This is a genomic window from Staphylococcus sp. EG-SA-10 (assembly GCF_017151945.1).
GTDB lineage: Bacteria > Bacillota > Bacilli > Staphylococcales > Staphylococcaceae > Staphylococcus > Staphylococcus aureus.
The window spans coordinates 1-18522 of record NZ_JACVZJ010000008.1 but is presented as its reverse complement, the minus strand read 5'-3'; the positions used below and the strand labels follow the sequence as shown (position 1 = coordinate 18522).

Sequence of the window (18522 nt, the reverse complement as noted above, 5' to 3'; positions counted from 1 at the left end):
ATTACGTAAGTAAACATTCGAATTGAGCACTATCGTCCATTAGTATGAATTTAATATAGTACCACTGTTTACATAGTAAATCGGTGGTTCTTTTTGTTATCATTTAATATGAAATATATCCATAGGAGGCATATAACTATGAAACCACAATTATCGTGGAAAGTTGGCGGTCAACAAGGCGAAGGTATTGAATCAACTGGGGAAATCTTCGCTACGGCTATGAATAGAAAAGGATATTATTTATATGGATATAGACATTTTTCAAGTCGTATCAAAGGTGGACATACGAATAATAAAATTAGAGTTTCTACGACGCCTGTTCATGCAATTAGTGATGATTTAGATATTTTGATTGCATTTGACCAAGAAACAATTGATGTTAACCATCATGAAATGAGAGAAGACAGTATTATTTTAGCTGATGCCAAGGCTAAACCTGTGAAACCAGAAGGATGTCATGCACAGCTTATTGAATTACCTTTTACAGCAACCGCTAAAGAATTAGGTACAGCATTAATGAAAAACATGGTTGCAATAGGTGCTACTAGCGCATTGATGAATTTGAATACAAATACATTTGAAGAACTTATTACTAATATGTTTTCTAAAAAAGGTGACAAGGTAGTTGAAGTCAATATCCAAGCATTAAACGAAGGTTATCAATTAATGCAATCCCGCTTACCTGAAATCTACGGGGACTTTGAATTAGAGTCAACAGATGCACTACCACATCTATATATGATTGGTAACGATGCCATTGGATTAGGTGCAATTGCTGCAGGTTCACAATTTATGGCGGCATATCCTATTACACCTGCGTCTGAAGTTATGGAATATATGATTGCCAATATATCTAAAGTAAACGGAGCGGTTATTCAAACAGAAGATGAAATTGCTGCTGTAACTATGGCTATTGGTGCAAATTATGGTGGAGTCAGAGCGTTTACGGCTAGTGCTGGTCCAGGTTTATCTTTAATGATGGAAGCAATTGGATTATCTGGTATGACTGAAACGCCATTAGTCATTATTAATACCCAACGAGGTGGACCTTCTACTGGATTACCTACGAAACAAGAACAGTCAGATTTAATGCAAATGATTTATGGTACACATGGTGATATTCCAAAAATTGTTGTAGCACCAACTGATGCAGAAGATGCATTTTATTTAACTATGGAAGCCTTTAATTTAGCAGAACAATATCAATGCCCTGTTATAGTTTTAAGTGATTTGCAATTATCTTTAGGTAAACAAACTGTTGAAAAATTAGATTATAATCGTATTGAAATTAAACGTGGTGAAATCATTCAATCTGATATTGAACGTGAAGAAGATGATAAAGGTTATTTCAAGCGTTATGCGTTAACATCCAACGGTGTTTCTCCTAGACCTATCCCCGGTGTTAAAGGAGGTATTCATCATATAACTGGTGTGGAACACAATGAAGAAGGTAAACCTAGTGAATCTGCGTCAAATAGACAACAACAAATGGAAAAACGAATGCGTAAAATTGAGCAGTTACTAATTGAATCGCCAGTAGAAGCTAACTTACAACATGAGGATGCAGATATTCTTTATATCGGATTTATTTCTACAAAAGGTGCAATTCAAGAAGGTAGTAACCGTTTGAATCAACAAGGCATAAAAGTTAACACTATACAAATTAGACAATTGCATCCATTCCCAACAAGCGTTATTCAAGATGCAGTTAATAAAGCGAAGAAAGTCGTTGTAGTGGAACACAATTATCAAGGACAATTGGCTAGTATTATAAAAATGAATGTCAATATTCATGATAAGATTGAAAATTATACAAAGTATGATGGGACACCTTTCCTACCACATGAAATCGAAGAAAAAGGTAAAATAATTGCTACTGAAATAAAGGAGATGGTATAGATGGCGACATTTAAAGATTTTAGAAATAATGTTAAGCCTAACTGGTGCCCTGGATGTGGCGATTTCTCAGTACAAGCTACAATTCAAAAAGCAGCCGCAAATATAGGGTTAGAACCTGAAGAAGTAGCTATCATCACCGGTATAGGATGTTCTGGCCGTCTTTCAGGATATATTAATTCTTATGGCGTTCATTCTATTCACGGACGTGCATTACCTTTAGCTCAAGGTGTAAAAATGGCGAATAAAGATTTAACTGTTATTGCATCTGGAGGAGATGGTGATGGTTATGCTATAGGTATGGGGCATACAATCCATGCTTTAAGAAGAAATATGAACATGACGTATATAGTCATGGATAATCAAATTTATGGTTTGACAAAGGGTCAAACATCGCCGTCATCAGCAGTAGGATTTGTTACTAAAACAACGCCAAAAGGTAATATAGAAAAAAATGTTGCGCCTTTAGAATTAGCATTATCATCTGGTGCCACATTTGTAGCCCAAGGTTTTTCAAGTGATATTAAAGGATTAACAAAACTAATTGAAGATGCAATTAATCATGATGGATTTTCATTCGTTAATGTCTTTTCACCATGTGTGACTTATAATAAAATTAACACATACGATTGGTTTAAAGAACATTTAACAAGTGTTGATGACATTGAAAATTATGATTCTACAGATAAACAATTAGCGACTAAAACTGTTATTGAACATGAATCTTTAGTAACTGGTATTGTTTATCAAGATAAAGAAACACCATCATATGAATCTCAAATTAAAGAGTTAGATGATACACCACTTGCTAAAAGAGATATCAAAATTACTGAAGACACGTTCAATGCATTAACTGAACAATTTATTTAATAATTAAAACTGAGTCGTATAAATGTATTTATAACAGATCCATTTATGCTACTCAGTTTTTTACTATTACAAAAAATAAAGGAGTTTTTAAAAATGAAAGACACATTAATGAGTATACAAATAATTCCTAAAACACCAAACAATGACAATGTTATACCTTACGTAGACGAGGCGATTAAAATAATTGACGAATCTGGTTTGCATTTTAGAGTAGGTCCGTTAGAAACGACAGTACAAGGAAATATGAATGAATGTTTAATTTTAATACAATCATTAAATGAACGAATGGTGGAACTGGAATGTCCAAGTATTATTAGCCAAGTTAAGTTTTATCATGTGCCAGATGGCATCACTATTGAAACTTTAACTGAAAAATATGATGAATAACGTTAAAAGTGAAGTAAACTGGATTTGAATTGGCTTGTTAGAGATGACGTATAACTTTAACTGCTTTTGCACTTTATAGTTAAATTTAATATAATTATTAAATGATACGGGCAAATAGAAAGGATTTTGTAAAGTGAACGAAGAACAAAGAAAAGCAAGTTCTGTAGATGTTTTAGCTGAGAGAGATAAGAAAGCAGAAAAAGATTATAGTAAATATTTTGAACATGTTTATCAACCGCCTAATTTAAAAGAAGCGAAAAAAAGAGGTAAACAAGAAGTTCGTTATAATAGAGATTTCCAAATTGATGAAAAATATCGCGGTATGGGGAACGAGCGTACATTTTTAATTAAAACATATGGATGTCAAATGAATGCACATGACACTGAGGTCATTGCTGGTATACTTGAAGCATTAGGCTATCAAGCAACGACTGATATTAACACTGCAGATGTTATTTTAATTAATACATGTGCGATTAGAGAAAATGCCGAGAACAAAGTGTTTAGTGAAATTGGTAATTTGAAGCATTTGAAGAAAGAACGACCTGATATTTTAATCGGAGTTTGTGGTTGTATGTCACAAGAAGAGTCAGTAGTGAATAAAATTTTAAAATCGTATCAAAATGTAGATATGATTTTTGGTACACATAATATTCATCATTTACCAGAAATTTTAGAAGAAGCATACTTATCTAAAGCAATGGTTGTTGAAGTATGGTCTAAAGAAGGAGACGTTATTGAAAATCTTCCAAAAGTCCGTGAAGGCAACATTAAAGCATGGGTCAATATTATGTATGGTTGTGATAAGTTTTGTACATATTGCATTGTTCCATTTACAAGAGGTAAAGAACGAAGCCGTAGACCTGAAGATATTATAGATGAAGTACGTGAGCTTGCTCGTGAAGGTTACAAAGAAATAACGCTTTTAGGTCAAAATGTAAATTCATATGGTAAAGATTTACAGGATATAGAATATGACTTAGGAGATCTTTTACAAGCAATTTCTAAAATAGCGATTCCAAGAGTTCGTTTCACAACAAGTCATCCTTGGGACTTCACAGATCACATGATTGATGTTATTTCAGAGGGCGGTAATATCGTTCCTCATATCCACTTGCCAGTTCAATCTGGAAATAATGCAGTATTAAAAATAATGGGTAGAAAATATACACGAGAAAGTTATTTGGATTTAGTAAAACGAATCAAAGATAGAATTCCAAATGTAGCATTAACTACAGATATTATTGTAGGCTATCCAAATGAATCAGAGGAACAATTTGAAGAAACTTTAACTTTGTATGATGAAGTTGGTTTTGAACATGCATATACGTATTTGTATTCACAACGTGATGGTACGCCTGCTGCTAAAATGAAAGATAATGTACCTTTAGATGTCAAAAAGGAACGATTGCAACGTTTGAATAAAAAAGTTGGTCATTATTCACAAATAGCTATGAGTAAGTACGAAGGACAAACTGTAACAGTACTTTGTGAAGGTAGTAGTAAAAAAGATGATCAGGTTCTTGCTGGCTACACTGATAAAAATAAGTTAGTTAATTTCAAAGCGCCTAAAGAAATGATTGGTAAACTAGTGGAAGTACGAATAGATGAAGCTAAACAGTATTCATTAAATGGCAGTTTTGTAAAGGAAGTAGAGCCGGAAATGGTGATTCAATAAATGTATAATAAAGATGACGTGTTGAAACAAGCGGATAATATTGCAAATAAAATTAAAAATTTGGATACTATCAAAACATATCAACAAATTGAAGCACAGATTCATCAGAACCAAACGATAAAGACTAAAATGGATATGTTAAAAAAGCATCAAAAACAAGCAGTAAACTTTCAAAATTACGGGAAACAAAATGCGCTAGAACAGTCGGAACATACCATTCAAAGTATAGAAGCAGAAATAAATACATTGCCCATAGTTGAACAGTTTCAAACTTCACAATATGAAGCGAATCAATTATTGAAAATGTTTGTATCAACAATGGAAACACGTTTAAATGACCATAATAAAGCCAAACATAGTGATTAATTACAAACAAAAAGGAGAACAATCATATGAAATCAAGAAAACTGGCTATAACTGCACTTTTAATTGCAATAAATGTTGTATTAAGCAGTATTATCATCATTCCTCTAGGACCAGTTAAGGCAGCACCAGTACAGCATTTTGTAAATGTATTAAGTGCGGTCATAGTAGGTCCTTGGTATGGATTAGCTCAAGCGCTTATATCATCAATTTTAAGAGTTCTTTTTGGAACTGGTACAGCTTTTGCATTTCCGGGTAGTATGATTGGAGTTTTATTGGCTAGTATGTTTTACATATATCGTAAACATATATTCATGGCCGCGGTCGGTGAAGTACTTGGAACTGGTGTCATCGGAAGTTTAATTTGTATACCATTAGCATATTTCCTTGGGCTTCAAGACTTCTTCATTAAACCGTTAATGATTACGTTCATAGTCTCAAGTGCTATCGGATCTATTATAAGTTATTTCTTATTAATTACTCTAAAAAAACGTGGTATTCTTCAAAGGTTTATAAAATAATTTTATGATATATGATTTCAAACAGAGTCATTGTTCATTTTAATATTGAACGCCCTTACTTAATTAAATGTCTTGAATGTTAGAATTTTAATATAATTCTAAACATGCTATTAACACATTTTATTAGGTTTGAGGCGTTTTCTTATACATTTAAGATGCTTCGTTATTATATGGTATGAATAGGTTTGTAAAAGTAAGTATGTTAAAATGTATAAGTTAAATAATTAATAATTAGAAAGCTTACAAACGAATATATTGTAAAGACAAATTTTAAAAAGAGACAAGGGTTGTGAAGAAATAATATGTCTAATGTTACACCAATGATGCAGCAATATTTAAAAATAAAATCAGAATACCAAGATTGCTTATTATTTTTTAGACTAGGTGATTTCTATGAAATGTTTTATGAAGATGCCAAGGAGGCATCACGTGTACTTGAAATTACTTTAACTAAAAGAGATGCTAAAAAAGAAAATCCAATTCCGATGTGTGGTGTTCCGTATCATTCTGCAGATAGTTATATAGATACACTTGTTAATAATGGATATAAAGTAGCTATTTGTGAACAGATGGAAGATCCGAAACAAACGAAAGGTATGGTTAGACGTGAGGTAGTAAGAATTGTGACTCCAGGAACTGTGATGGAGCAAGGTGGTGTAGATGATAAACAAAATAACTATATTTTAAGTTTTGTTATGAATCAACCTGAAATTGCGCTTAGTTACTGTGATGTTTCTACTGGTGAATTAAAGGTTACACATTTTAATGATGAAGCGACTTTATTAAATGAAATTACGACGATAAACCCTAACGAAGTTGTTATCAATGACAATATTTCCGATCATTTAAAAAGACAAATTAATATGGTGACAGAAACAATAACAGTCAGGGAAACGTTATCACCTGAAATCTATAGTGTGAATCAAACTGAACATAAATTAATGTATCAAGCGACACAATTATTGCTAGATTATATTCATCATACACAAAAACGTGATTTATCGCATATCGAGGATGTTGTTCAATATGCAGCTATAGATTATATGAAAATGGATTTTTATGCTAAGAGAAACCTTGAGTTAACGGAAAGCATTCGATTAAAATCCAAAAAAGGAACGCTACTTTGGCTGATGGACGAAACGAAAACACCAATGGGAGCACGTCGATTAAAACAATGGATAGATAGACCACTAATAAGTAAAGAACAAATTGAAGCACGATTAGATATCGTTGATGAATTTAGTGCTCATTTCATAGAAAGAGACACCTTAAGAACATATCTTAATCAAGTGTATGATATTGAACGTCTTGTTGGGCGTGTTAGTTACGGAAATGTTAATGCGAGAGATTTAATTCAACTTAAACATTCCATTTCTGAAATACCGAACATTAAAGCATTACTAAATTCTATGAATCAGGATACTCTTGTACAAGTTAATCAACTAGAACCACTTGATGATTTACTTGATATATTAGAACAGAGTTTAGTAGAAGAACCACCAATTTCAGTTAAAGATGGTGGACTATTCAAAGTTGGTTTTAATATGCAATTAGATGAATATCTTGAAGCTTCAAAAAACGGAAAAACATGGTTAGCAGAACTACAAGCCAAAGAAAGACAACGTACAGGAATAAAATCATTGAAAATAAGCTTTAATAAAGTGTTTGGTTATTTTATAGAAATAACACGTGCCAACTTGCAAAATTTTGAACCAAGTGAATTTGGTTATATGAGGAAGCAAACGTTATCGAATGCGGAACGATTTATAACTGATGAACTTAAAGAAAAAGAAGATATCATTTTAGGTGCGGAAGACAAAGCTATTGAATTAGAATATCAATTATTTGTTCAGCTACGTGAAGAAGTTAAAAAATATACTGAACGTTTACAACAACAAGCTAAAATTATTTCAGAGTTAGATTGTTTACAGAGCTTTGCAGAAATTGCTCAAAAATATAATTATACTAGGCCTTCATTTAGTGAAAATAAAACATTAGAATTAGTGGAATCTAGGCATCCAGTAGTGGAAAGAGTAATGGATTATAATGACTATGTGCCTAATAATTGTCGATTAGATAATGAAACATTTATATATTTAATTACAGGTCCGAATATGTCTGGTAAATCGACGTATATGAGACAAGTTGCCATAATTAGTATAATGGCCCAAATGGGAGCTTATGTCCCTTGTAAAGAGGCTGTGTTACCTATATTTGATCAAATATTCACTAGAATAGGTGCGGCAGATGATTTGGTTTCAGGTAAGAGTACGTTTATGGTAGAAATGCTAGAAGCACAAAAGGCATTAACTTATGCAACAGAGGATAGTTTGATTATTTTCGATGAAATTGGACGTGGTACTTCAACGTATGACGGTTTAGCTTTAGCGCAGGCAATGATAGAGTATGTAGCTGAAACATCACATGCTAAAACGTTATTTTCAACACATTATCATGAATTGACAACATTAGATCAAGCATTACCAAGTCTAAAAAATGTTCACGTCGCTGCTAATGAATATAAAGGTGAACTTATATTCTTGCATAAAGTCAAAGATGGTGCAGTTGACGATAGTTATGGTATTCAAGTTGCGAAATTAGCTGATTTACCTGAAAAAGTTATTAGCAGAGCACAAGTGATCCTAAGCGAGTTTGAAGCGTCTGCTGATAAAAAATCATCGATATCAAATTTAAAAATGGTCGAAAATGAACCTGAAATTAATCAAGAAAATTCAAACTTAAGTGTTGAAGAAACAACTGATACTTTATCTCAAAAAGACTTTGAACAAGCATCATTTGATTTGTTTGAAAATGATCAAGAAAGCGAGATTGAACTACAAATTAAAAATTTGAATTTATCTAATATGACACCAATTGAGGCATTGGTGAAGTTAAGTGAATTACAAAATCAATTAAAATAGAGGTGTTGCAGAATGGGGAAAATTAAAGAACTCCAAACCTCATTAGCAAATAAAATCGCAGCAGGTGAAGTAGTTGAAAGACCGAGTTCTGTTGTGAAAGAACTGTTGGAAAATGCTATAGATGCAGGCGCTACAGAAATAAGCATTGAAGTAGAGGAATCTGGCGTCCAATCTATTCGCGTAGTCGATAATGGAAGCGGAATTGAAGCGGAAGACTTAGGATTAGTATTTCATAGACATGCGACTAGTAAATTAGATCAAGATGAAGATTTATTTCATATTAGGACATTAGGATTCCGTGGTGAAGCACTAGCCAGTATTTCATCAGTTGCTAAAGTAACATTGAAGACTTGCACGGATAATGCTAATGGAAATGAAATATATGTAGAAAATGGTGAAATATTAAATCATAAGCCTGCAAAAGCGAAAAAAGGAACAGATATACTTGTAGAATCATTATTTTATAATACACCAGCACGTTTAAAATATATTAAAAGTTTATACACTGAACTAGGTAAAATAACAGATATTGTCAACAGAATGGCAATGAGCCATCCGGACATTCGAATAGCACTCATTTCAGATGGCAAAACAATGTTAAGTACAAATGGTTCAGGACGAACTAATGAAGTGATGGCAGAGATTTATGGGATGAAAGTTGCACGAGATTTAGTACATATATCTGGAGATACAAGTGATTATCACATTGAAGGTTTTGTTGCAAAACCTGAACATTCTAGAAGTAATAAGCACTATATTTCTATTTTTATTAATGGACGATACATTAAAAACTTTATGTTAAATAAAGCGATTTTAGAAGGCTATCATACACTCTTAACAATAGGTAGGTTCCCGATTTGTTATATTAATATTGAAATGGATCCAATCTTAGTAGACGTAAATGTTCATCCAACAAAACTAGAAGTGCGTTTATCAAAAGAAGAGCAACTATATCAATTGATAGTGAGCAAAATACAAGAAGCATTTAAAGACCGTATATTAATTCCTAAAAATAACTTGGATTATGTGCCGAAAAAAAATAAAGTGTTACATTCATTCGAACAACAAAAAATCGAATTTGAACAAAGACAAAACACAGAGAATAACCAAGAGAAGACGTTTTCATCTGAAGAAAGTAACAGTAAGCCATTTATGGCAGAAAATCAAAACGATGAGATAGTTATAAAAGAAGATTCATATAATCCATTCGTAACGAAAACGTCTGAAAGTTTAATAGCTGATGATGAATCTTCCGGTTATAATAATACACGTGAAAAAGATGAAGACTACTTCAAAAAACAACAAGAAATTTTACAAGAAATGGATCAAACATTTGATTCAAATGACGATACATCTGTGCAAAATTATGAGAATAAAGCATCCGATGATTATTATGATGTAAACGATATTAAAGGAACAAAAAGTAAAGACCCTAAACGAAGAATTCCATATATGGAAATTGTTGGCCAAGTACATGGAACGTATATTATTGCTCAAAATGAATTTGGCATGTACATGATTGACCAGCATGCAGCTCAAGAAAGAATAAAATATGAATATTTTCGAGATAAAATAGGTGAAGTTACCAATGAAGTACAAGATTTATTAATCCCGTTAACATTTCATTTTTCAAAAGATGAACAATTAGTCATTGATCAATATAAAAATGAGCTTCAACAAGTAGGTATCATGCTAGAACATTTTGGTGGTCATGATTATATTGTAAGTAGCTATCCAGTTTGGTTCCCTAAAGATGAAGTAGAAGAAATTATTAAAGATATGATTGAGCTAATTTTGGAAGAGAAAAAAGTAGATATCAAAAAATTACGTGAAGATGTAGCAATCATGATGTCATGTAAAAAATCTATTAAAGCGAATCATTATTTACAAAAACATGAAATGTCTGATTTAATTGATCAATTAAGAGAAGCGGAAGATCCATTTACATGTCCACATGGTCGTCCAATTATCATTAATTTTTCAAAATACGAATTAGAAAAATTATTTAAGCGTGTGATGTAGAGAGGATGAATCAAGTGAATAACAACATATTGCCTGCCATAAGAAACATTAAAGATTTAGAGAAACTGATTAAAACAGATTATAAAATGTGTGTGCTTCTAGATATGCATATAGGACATATTAAAAGTATTATGGAATTGCTGAAGCAAAATCATATAGAGTGTTTTATTCATATAGATTTGATAAAAGGTTTAAGCCACGATGAATTTGCAAGTGAATTTATTATTCAGCAATACAAGCCAAAAGGTATTGTATCGACTAAATCTAAAGTAATAAAAAAAGCGAAATCATTAAATACTTTAACGATTTTTAGAGTGTTTATTATTGATAGTCAAGCATTGAAACGCAGTATAGATTTGATAAAAAAAGTTGAACCTGATTTTGTTGAAGTACTTCCAGGTGTTGCGAGTAAAGCGATTCATCATATTCAGAAAGAAACAAATACACAAGTCATTGCAGGTGGCCTAATTAATACAATAGATGAAGTTAATGAAGCTGTTAAAAATGGAGCGAAATATGTAACAACTAGTTATGATAAACTCTGGTGAATCATAAGGCTGCAAAAATTAGATTTTTCACTAGATTTAGTCATATAACATATTAAAAAAGCCGTTTTCATATGGGATATGTAATAAGGAATTTAAGGTATCATACAAAGAATAATTAAATAAAATAATTAGCACCTCTAAAACGATTAAAATCATTAAAGTTATAGAGGTGTTTATTTGTAAAAAATGCAACTAGTCATAAAAAATATGGCTGAAGAATGTCATTTAAGCAACTGAACGACATAGACTATTTAGTACGGATTGATATTTCTAGTTTTCAAATTAAACTACTTTTATAAAGACTTGAAAAATTAAATTTGACAAAATTTTTACAAAAACCATTGACAACGCTTTCATGTCGATAGTATTATAACAAATATAATAAAAGTTAATACATAGAATAGAGACGGGAGATTTCTACGAGCCAAACTGCTAGTGTAGGAATCTCTTTGTCTTTTTGGGAGGACATTTAATATGAATGTATATTTAGCAGAATTCCTAGGAACTGCAATCTTAATCCTTTTTGGTGGTGGCGTTTGTGCCAATGTCAATTTAAAGAGAAGTGCTGCGAATGGTGCTGATTGGATTGTCATCACAGCTGGATGGGGATTAGCGGTTACAATGGGTGTGTATGCTGTCGGTCAATTCTCAGGTGCACATTTAAACCCAGCGGTGTCTTTAGCTCTTGCATTAGACGGAAGTTTTGATTGGTCATTAGTTCCTGGTTATATTGTTGCTCAAATGTTAGGTGCAATTGTCGGAGCAACAATTGTATGGTTAATGTACTTGCCACATTGGAAAGCGACAGAAGAAGCTGGCGCGAAATTAGGTGTTTTCTCTACAGCACCGGCTATTAAGAATTACTTTGCCAACTTTTTAAGTGAGATTATCGGAACAATGGCATTAACTTTAGGTATTTTATTTATCGGTGTAAACAAAATTGCCGATGGTTTAAATCCTTTAATTGTCGGAGCATTAATTGTTGCAATCGGATTAAGTTTAGGCGGTGCTACTGGTTATGCAATCAACCCAGCACGTGATTTAGGTCCGAGAATTGCACATGCGATTTTACCAATAGCTGGTAAAGGTGGTTCAAATTGGTCATATGCAATCGTTCCTATCTTAGGACCAATTGCCGGTGGTTTATTAGGCGCGGTAGTATACGCTGTATTTTATAAACATACATTTAATATTGGTTGTGCAATTGCAATTGTTGTAGTTATTATTACTTTGATTTTAGGTTACATTTTAAATAAATCATCAAAAAAAGGTGATATCGAATCAATTTACTAAAATAAAAAGAAACGTAAATAGCATAATTTAACATGTTTGATTCATGGATTATGCTATTTTTTCGCCAAAATTTAACAGATTTTGTACAATGGGTTAGCGATTATTTTTTAATAAAGGAGATACTACTAATGGAAAAATATATTTTATCTATAGACCAAGGAACAACAAGCTCAAGAGCGATTTTATTCAATCAAAAAGGGGAAATTGCAGGGGTAGCACAACGTGAGTTTAAGCAATATTTTCCACAATCAGGTTGGGTTGAACATGATGCAAATGAAATTTGGACATCTGTTTTAGCTGTAATGACGGAAGTAATTAATGAAAATGATGTTAGAGCTGATCAAATTGCAGGTATCGGTATTACAAACCAACGTGAAACAACGGTTGTTTGGGACAAACATACTGGCCGCCCAATTTATCACGCAATTGTTTGGCAATCACGTCAAACACAATCAATTTGTTCAGAATTAAAACAACAAGGATATGAACAAACATTTAGAGATAAGACAGGATTACTTTTAGATCCGTATTTTGCAGGTACAAAAGTTAAATGGATTCTAGACAATGTTGAAGGTGCACGAGAAAAAGCAGAAAATGGCGATTTATTATTTGGAACGATTGATACTTGGTTAGTATGGAAATTATCAGGAAAAGCTGCGCATATTACTGATTATTCAAATGCGAGTCGTACATTAATGTTTAATATCCATGATTTAGAATGGGACGATGAGTTATTAGAACTACTTACAGTACCTAAAAATATGTTGCCAGAAGTTAAACCTTCAAGTGAAGTATATGGTAAGACAATTGATTACCACTTCTATGGTCAAGAAGTACCAATTGCTGGTGTAGCTGGTGATCAACAAGCAGCATTATTTGGACAAGCTTGCTTCGAACGTGGTGACGTGAAAAACACATATGGAACTGGTGGTTTCATGTTAATGAATACAGGTGACAAAGCGGTTAAATCTGAAAGTGGTTTATTAACAACAATTGCTTATGGTATTGACGGAAAAGTAAATTATGCGCTTGAAGGTTCAATCTTTGTTTCGGGTTCAGCAATCCAATGGTTACGTGATGGATTAAGAATGATTAATTCAGCACCACAATCAGAAAGTTATGCGACACGAGTTGACTCTACTGAGGGTGTTTATGTTGTTCCAGCTTTTGTAGGTTTAGGAACACCATATTGGGATTCTGAAGCACGTGGTGCGATTTTCGGTTTAACACGCGGAACTGAAAAAGAGCACTTTATCCGTGCAACATTAGAATCATTATGTTACCAAACTCGTGACGTTATGGAAGCAATGTCAAAAGACTCTGGTATCGATGTCCAAAGTTTACGTGTCGATGGTGGTGCAGTTAAGAATAACTTTATTATGCAGTTCCAAGCAGACATTGTTAATACTTCTGTTGAAAGACCTGAAATTCAAGAAACTACAGCTTTAGGTGCTGCATATTTAGCAGGTTTAGCAGTTGGATTCTGGGAGAGTAAAGATGATATCGCTAAAAACTGGAAATTAGAAGAAAAATTCGATCCGAAAATGGATGAAGGCGAAAGAGAAAAATTATATAGAGGTTGGAAAAAAGCTGTTGAAGCAACACAAGTTTTTAAAACAGAATAAACTTGTAGATTAGACTTTTGTATAAACATTGTGATACAATCAATTTAAGTTAATATTTGAATCGAGAAACGAGAGATTTGTTCGAACATGTACAATTGAAGGATTGTTTATGTGGGACAAGTCTCTCGTTTTTACATTTTTTAGGAGGCGTTTTGGAATGGCATTGTCTACTTTTAAGAGAGAACATATTAAAAAGAATTTAAGAAATGATGAATATGATTTAGTAATTATTGGTGGCGGTATTACAGGTGCAGGTATTGCACTAGACGCGAGTGAAAGAGGAATGAAAGTTGCATTAGTTGAAATGCAAGACTTTGCACAAGGAACAAGCTCAAGATCTACAAAATTAGTCCATGGTGGTTTACGTTACTTAAAACAATTCCAAATTGGAGTAGTTGCCGAAACTGGTAAAGAACGTGCGATTGTTTATGAAAATGGGCCTCATGTTACGACTCCAGAGTGGATGCTTTTACCAATGCATAAAGGTGGAACATTTGGTAAATTCTCAACATCAATTGGTTTAGGAATGTATGATCGTTTAGCAGGTGTTAAAAAGTCTGAACGTAAAAAAATGTTATCTAAAAAAGAAACTTTAGCTAAAGAACCATTAGTTAAAAAAGAAGGTCTAAAAGGCGGCGGTTACTATGTTGAATATCGTACTGACGATGCGCGTTTAACTATTGAAGTTATGAAGCGTGCTGCTGAAAAAGGCGCAGAAATTATCAACTATACTAAGTCAGAACACTTCACTTATGATAAAAATCAACAAGTAAATGGTGTTAAAGTTATAGATAAATTAACTAATGAAAATTATACAATTAAGGCTAAAAAAGTGGTTAATGCAGCAGGTCCATGGGTTGATGATGTTAGAAGTGGTGATTATGCACGCAATAATAAAAAATTACGTTTAACTAAAGGTGTACATGTTGTTATTGATCAATCAAAATTCCCATTAGGTCAAGCAGTATACTTTGATACTGAAAAAGATGGAAGAATGATTTTTGCAATCCCGCGTGAAGGAAAAGCGTATGTAGGTACTACAGATACATTCTATGACAATATCAAATCTTCACCATTAACTACACAAGAAGACAGAGACTATTTAATCGATGCTATTAATTACATGTTCCCTAGTGTTAATGTTACAGATGAAGATATTGAATCAACATGGGCAGGAATTAGACCATTAATTTACGAAGAAGGCAAAGACCCTTCTGAAATCTCTCGTAAGGATGAAATTTGGGAAGGTAAATCAGGTTTATTAACTATTGCAGGTGGTAAATTAACAGGCTATCGTCACATGGCTCAAGACATTGTTGATTTAGTATCTAAACGCTTGAAAAAAGACTACGGTTTAACATTTAGTCCATGTAATACAAAAGGTCTGGCAATTTCAGGTGGCGATGTAGGTGGTAGTAAGAACTTTGATGCGTTTGTAGAGCAAAAAGTAGATGTAGCTAAAGGATTCGGCATTGATGAAGATGTTGCAAGACGTTTAGCATCTAAATATGGTTCAAATGTTGATGAATTGTTCAACATTGCGCAAACATCTCAATACCATGATAGCAAGTTACCATTAGAAATTTATGTAGAACTTGTTTATAGTATTCAACAAGAAATGGTATACAAACCTAACGATTTCTTAGTTCGTCGTTCTGGTAAAATGTACTTCAATATTAAAGATGTATTAGATTATAAAGATAGTATCATCGATATTATGGCTGATATGTTAGACTACTCACCAGCTCAAATTGAGGCTTATACTGAAGAAGTTGAGCAAGCAATTAAAGAAGCGCAACATGGAAATAATCAACCAGCAGTTAAAGAATAATTAATTTGTACAATCATAAACTGGTGTCCTGTTTTAGGGGCATCAGTTTTTTTATATGAGATACATTAGTCAATTGAAACTATGCATCACTAAATGTATGATAATAATAAAAGCGAATATAAAAACGTTGTTATTAAAGGTGTGAGATGATGACTGAAAAACAATTTAAATTAACTGTACAAGATAACACGAATATTGAAGTTAAAGTGAATTTTACAAATGTAGATTCAAAAGGAATTATTCATATATTTCATGGTATGGCTGAACATATGGAACGTTACGATAAATTAGCACATGCACTTTCAAAGCATGGCTTCGATGTGATACGTCATAATCATCGAGGACATGGTATTAATATTGATGAATCAACAAGAGGGCATTACGATGATATGAAACGAGTTATCGGTGATGCCTTTGAAGTAGCGCAAACAGTGAGAGGCAATGTTGATAAACCATACATTATAATCGGACATTCAATGGGATCCGTTATAGCTAGATTGTTTGTAGAAACATATCCGCAATATGTTGATGGTCTAATTTTAAGTGGTACTGGTATGTATCCATTATGGAAAGGATTACCAACCGTTAAGGTGTTACAACTTATTACAAAAATTTATGGTGCTGAGAAACGGGTTGAATGGGTTAACCAGTTAGTATCAAATAGTTTTAATAAAAAAATACGTCCATTACGTACACAAAGTGATTGGATTTCTAGTAATCCAACTGAAGTAGACAACTTTATTAAAGATCCATATAGTGGATTTAATGTGTCAAATCAATTATTATATCAAACAGCCTATTATATGCTACATACATCACAATTAAAAAATATAAAAATGTTAAATCATGCCATGCCTATATTATTAGTTTCAGGATATGACGATCCTTTAGGTGATTATGGTAAAGGGATTTTAAAATTGGCGAATATATATAGAAAAGCCGGCATTAAAAATGTTAAAGTTAATCTTTATCATCATAAACGTCATGAAGTGTTATTTGAAAAAGAACATGACAAAATTTGGGAAGACTTGTTTAAATGGTTGAATCAATTTTATAAAAAATAAAGAAAGTGGAATTAAATATGAATAAAAATAAGCCTTTTATTGTAGTAATTGTGGGGCCAACTGCTTCAGGTAAAACAGAGCTTAGCATCGAACTCGCGAAGCGTATCAATGGTGAAATCATAAGCGGTGACTCTATGCAAGTCTACAAACATATGAATATTGGAACTGCAAAAGTAACACCTGAAGAAATGGATGGTATTCCACATCATTTAATTGATATCTTGAATCCTGATGATACATTTTCAGCATATGAATTCAAGCGATTAGCAGAAGATTTAATTACTGATATAACGAATAGAGGTAAAGTTCCAATCATAGCAGGTGGAACAGGCTTATATATTCAATCATTAATATATAATTATGAATTAGAAGATGAAACAGTTACACCTGCACAATTATCCGTAGTTAAACAAAAGTTATCTGCATTAGAACATTTAGATAATCAGCAACTACACGAATATTTAGCTCAATTTGACGAGGCTTCTGCCAAAAATATTCATCCAAACAATCGACAGAGAGTGTTGCGCGCTATCGAATACTATTTTAAAACAAAAAAACTTTTAAGTAATCGTAAGAAAGTGCAACAATTTACTGAAAATTATGATACATTATTAATAGGGATTGAAATGTCGCGTAAAACATTATATTCAAGAATAAATAAACGTGTTGATATTATGTTGGATCACGGATTATTTAGAGAAGTGCAACAACTTGTTGAACAAGGCTATGAATCTTGCCAAAGTATGCAAGCTATTGGATATAAAGAATTAATACCTGTGATTAACGGACAAATGATTTATGAAGATGCTGTCAATGATTTAAAGCAACATTCACGCCAATATGCAAAACGACAAATGACATGGTTCAAGAATAAAATGAGTGTTCATTGGTTAGATAAAGAAAATATGTCACTTCAAATGATGTTAGATGAGATTACAACCCAGATTAAGTAAAAGGAGTCCGACAGATGATTGCAAACGAAAACATCCAAGACAAAGCACTAGAGAATTTTAAAGCAAACCAAACTGAAGTAACTGTATTCTTTCTAAACGGTTTCCAAATGAAAGGTGTTATTGAAGAATACGACAAGTATGTCGTAAGCTTAAATTCTCAAGGCAAACAACACTTGATTTACAAACATGCGATCAGCACTTATACAGTAGAAACTGAAGGTCAAGAATCTACTGAAAGTGAAGAATAAGTTGTAATCATATGGGCACGATTTAATGACTCGTGTACATAACGTTTGAAGTATGATAAATAGATATAGAAATAAAGTCATATGTGACATCAATTAAATGATGTTCAAATGACAAGATACAATAGAGGAATGTTTGTAATAAAAACGCTTCATATAAAGGCCGAGTCAATATATGGGTTCTCCACCAAATGTGGTGGGTATATAATTTAAAGAACTATTTTAAATTACAACTTTTAGAGTTTTTATTATTAGGCGGCCAGTCCATTATTGGGCTTGGTTGTCTTCTTTTTTTCTCCTTTGTA

General features: G+C 32.6%; 15 protein-coding genes. All 15 read left to right on the top strand.

Features of this window, described 5'->3' with window-relative positions; genetic code table 11:
- The first annotated feature begins 138 nt into the window (after window positions 1-138).
- Entirely contained in the window at window positions 139-1899 is a 1761-nt protein-coding gene (locus IDG45_RS07955; RefSeq protein WP_000804332.1) for a 2-oxoacid:acceptor oxidoreductase subunit alpha, read from the top strand.
- Window positions 1900-2766 carry a 2-oxoacid:ferredoxin oxidoreductase subunit beta gene (locus IDG45_RS07950; protein WP_182062600.1) on the top strand — a complete coding sequence of 289 codons (867 nt, stop codon included), beginning with the start codon at window positions 1900-1902 and terminating at the stop codon, window positions 2764-2766.
- Between the two features lie 93 nt (window positions 2767-2859).
- Window positions 2860-3153, top strand: coding sequence for a thiamine-binding protein (locus IDG45_RS07945; RefSeq protein WP_000655666.1), 294 nt, complete (start codon window positions 2860-2862; stop codon window positions 3151-3153).
- A 133-nt stretch (window positions 3154-3286) separates the two neighbouring features.
- Window positions 3287-4831 (top strand): tRNA (N6-isopentenyl adenosine(37)-C2)-methylthiotransferase MiaB, encoded by a 1545-nt coding sequence (miaB, locus tag IDG45_RS07940; protein ID WP_001001521.1) that lies wholly within the window; start codon window positions 3287-3289, stop codon window positions 4829-4831.
- Complete coding sequence (locus IDG45_RS07935; RefSeq protein WP_000282386.1) at window positions 4832-5197, top strand: YlbF/YmcA family competence regulator; 366 nt, start codon at window positions 4832-4834, stop codon at window positions 5195-5197.
- Between the two features lie 26 nt (window positions 5198-5223).
- The gene (gene thiW, locus IDG45_RS07930; RefSeq protein WP_000842277.1) at window positions 5224-5715 is read left to right on the top strand and encodes an energy coupling factor transporter S component ThiW; all 492 of its coding nucleotides are present in this window, start codon (window positions 5224-5226) and stop codon (window positions 5713-5715) included.
- Between the two features lie 302 nt (window positions 5716-6017).
- Window positions 6018-8636 (top strand): DNA mismatch repair protein MutS, encoded by a 2619-nt coding sequence (mutS, locus tag IDG45_RS07925; protein WP_000073332.1) that lies wholly within the window; start codon window positions 6018-6020, stop codon window positions 8634-8636.
- A gap of 12 nt (window positions 8637-8648) precedes the next feature.
- Entirely contained in the window at window positions 8649-10658 is a 2010-nt protein-coding gene (gene mutL / locus IDG45_RS07920; protein WP_000516257.1) for a DNA mismatch repair endonuclease MutL, read from the top strand.
- A 5-nt stretch (window positions 10659-10663) separates the two neighbouring features.
- Window positions 10664-11206 (top strand): glycerol-3-phosphate responsive antiterminator, encoded by a 543-nt coding sequence (locus IDG45_RS07915; RefSeq protein ID WP_001077635.1) that lies wholly within the window; start codon window positions 10664-10666, stop codon window positions 11204-11206.
- Window positions 11207-11680: 474 nt separating this feature from the next.
- Entirely contained in the window at window positions 11681-12499 is an 819-nt protein-coding gene (locus IDG45_RS07910; RefSeq protein WP_001103747.1) for an MIP/aquaporin family protein, read from the top strand.
- Between the two features lie 128 nt (window positions 12500-12627).
- Window positions 12628-14124 carry a glycerol kinase GlpK gene (glpK, locus tag IDG45_RS07905; RefSeq protein WP_000417379.1) on the top strand — a complete coding sequence of 499 codons (1497 nt, stop codon included), beginning with the start codon at window positions 12628-12630 and terminating at the stop codon, window positions 14122-14124.
- 157 nt (window positions 14125-14281) lie between these two features.
- Window positions 14282-15955, top strand: coding sequence for a glycerol-3-phosphate dehydrogenase/oxidase (locus tag IDG45_RS07900; RefSeq protein WP_001218598.1), 1674 nt, complete (start codon window positions 14282-14284; stop codon window positions 15953-15955).
- Between the two features lie 149 nt (window positions 15956-16104).
- Entirely contained in the window at window positions 16105-17019 is a 915-nt protein-coding gene (locus tag IDG45_RS07895; RefSeq protein WP_000136955.1) for an alpha/beta fold hydrolase, read from the top strand.
- Between the two features lie 17 nt (window positions 17020-17036).
- Entirely contained in the window at window positions 17037-17972 is a 936-nt protein-coding gene (miaA, locus tag IDG45_RS07890; protein WP_001798536.1) for a tRNA (adenosine(37)-N6)-dimethylallyltransferase MiaA, read from the top strand.
- Window positions 17973-17986: 14 nt separating this feature from the next.
- Window positions 17987-18220 (top strand): RNA chaperone Hfq, encoded by a 234-nt coding sequence (gene hfq / locus IDG45_RS07885; RefSeq protein WP_000561359.1) that lies wholly within the window; start codon window positions 17987-17989, stop codon window positions 18218-18220.
- Window positions 18221-18522: the final 302 nt, after the last annotated feature.

What these genes read in the sequence shown, in the direction of transcription:
- mutL (WP_000516257.1), top strand. Translation starts at nt 8,649, where the DNA reads ATGGGGAAAATTAAAGAACTCCAAACCTCATTAGCAAATAAAATCGCA.
- IDG45_RS07910 (WP_001103747.1), top strand. Translation starts at nt 11,681, where the DNA reads ATGAATGTATATTTAGCAGAATTCCTAGGAACTGCAATCTTAATCCTT.
- miaA (WP_001798536.1), top strand. Translation starts at nt 17,037, where the DNA reads ATGAATAAAAATAAGCCTTTTATTGTAGTAATTGTGGGGCCAACTGCT.
- IDG45_RS07945 (WP_000655666.1), top strand. Translation starts at nt 2,860, where the DNA reads ATGAAAGACACATTAATGAGTATACAAATAATTCCTAAAACACCAAAC.
- IDG45_RS07895 (WP_000136955.1), top strand. Translation starts at nt 16,105, where the DNA reads ATGACTGAAAAACAATTTAAATTAACTGTACAAGATAACACGAATATT.
- IDG45_RS07935 (WP_000282386.1), top strand. Translation starts at nt 4,832, where the DNA reads ATGTATAATAAAGATGACGTGTTGAAACAAGCGGATAATATTGCAAAT.
- glpK (WP_000417379.1), top strand. Translation starts at nt 12,628, where the DNA reads ATGGAAAAATATATTTTATCTATAGACCAAGGAACAACAAGCTCAAGA.
- IDG45_RS07950 (WP_182062600.1), top strand. Translation starts at nt 1,900, where the DNA reads ATGGCGACATTTAAAGATTTTAGAAATAATGTTAAGCCTAACTGGTGC.
- IDG45_RS07955 (WP_000804332.1), top strand. Translation starts at nt 139, where the DNA reads ATGAAACCACAATTATCGTGGAAAGTTGGCGGTCAACAAGGCGAAGGT.
- IDG45_RS07900 (WP_001218598.1), top strand. Translation starts at nt 14,282, where the DNA reads ATGGCATTGTCTACTTTTAAGAGAGAACATATTAAAAAGAATTTAAGA.
- thiW (WP_000842277.1), top strand. Translation starts at nt 5,224, where the DNA reads ATGAAATCAAGAAAACTGGCTATAACTGCACTTTTAATTGCAATAAAT.
- hfq (WP_000561359.1), top strand. Translation starts at nt 17,987, where the DNA reads ATGATTGCAAACGAAAACATCCAAGACAAAGCACTAGAGAATTTTAAA.
- mutS (WP_000073332.1), top strand. Translation starts at nt 6,018, where the DNA reads ATGTCTAATGTTACACCAATGATGCAGCAATATTTAAAAATAAAATCA.
- IDG45_RS07915 (WP_001077635.1), top strand. Translation starts at nt 10,664, where the DNA reads ATGAATCAAGTGAATAACAACATATTGCCTGCCATAAGAAACATTAAA.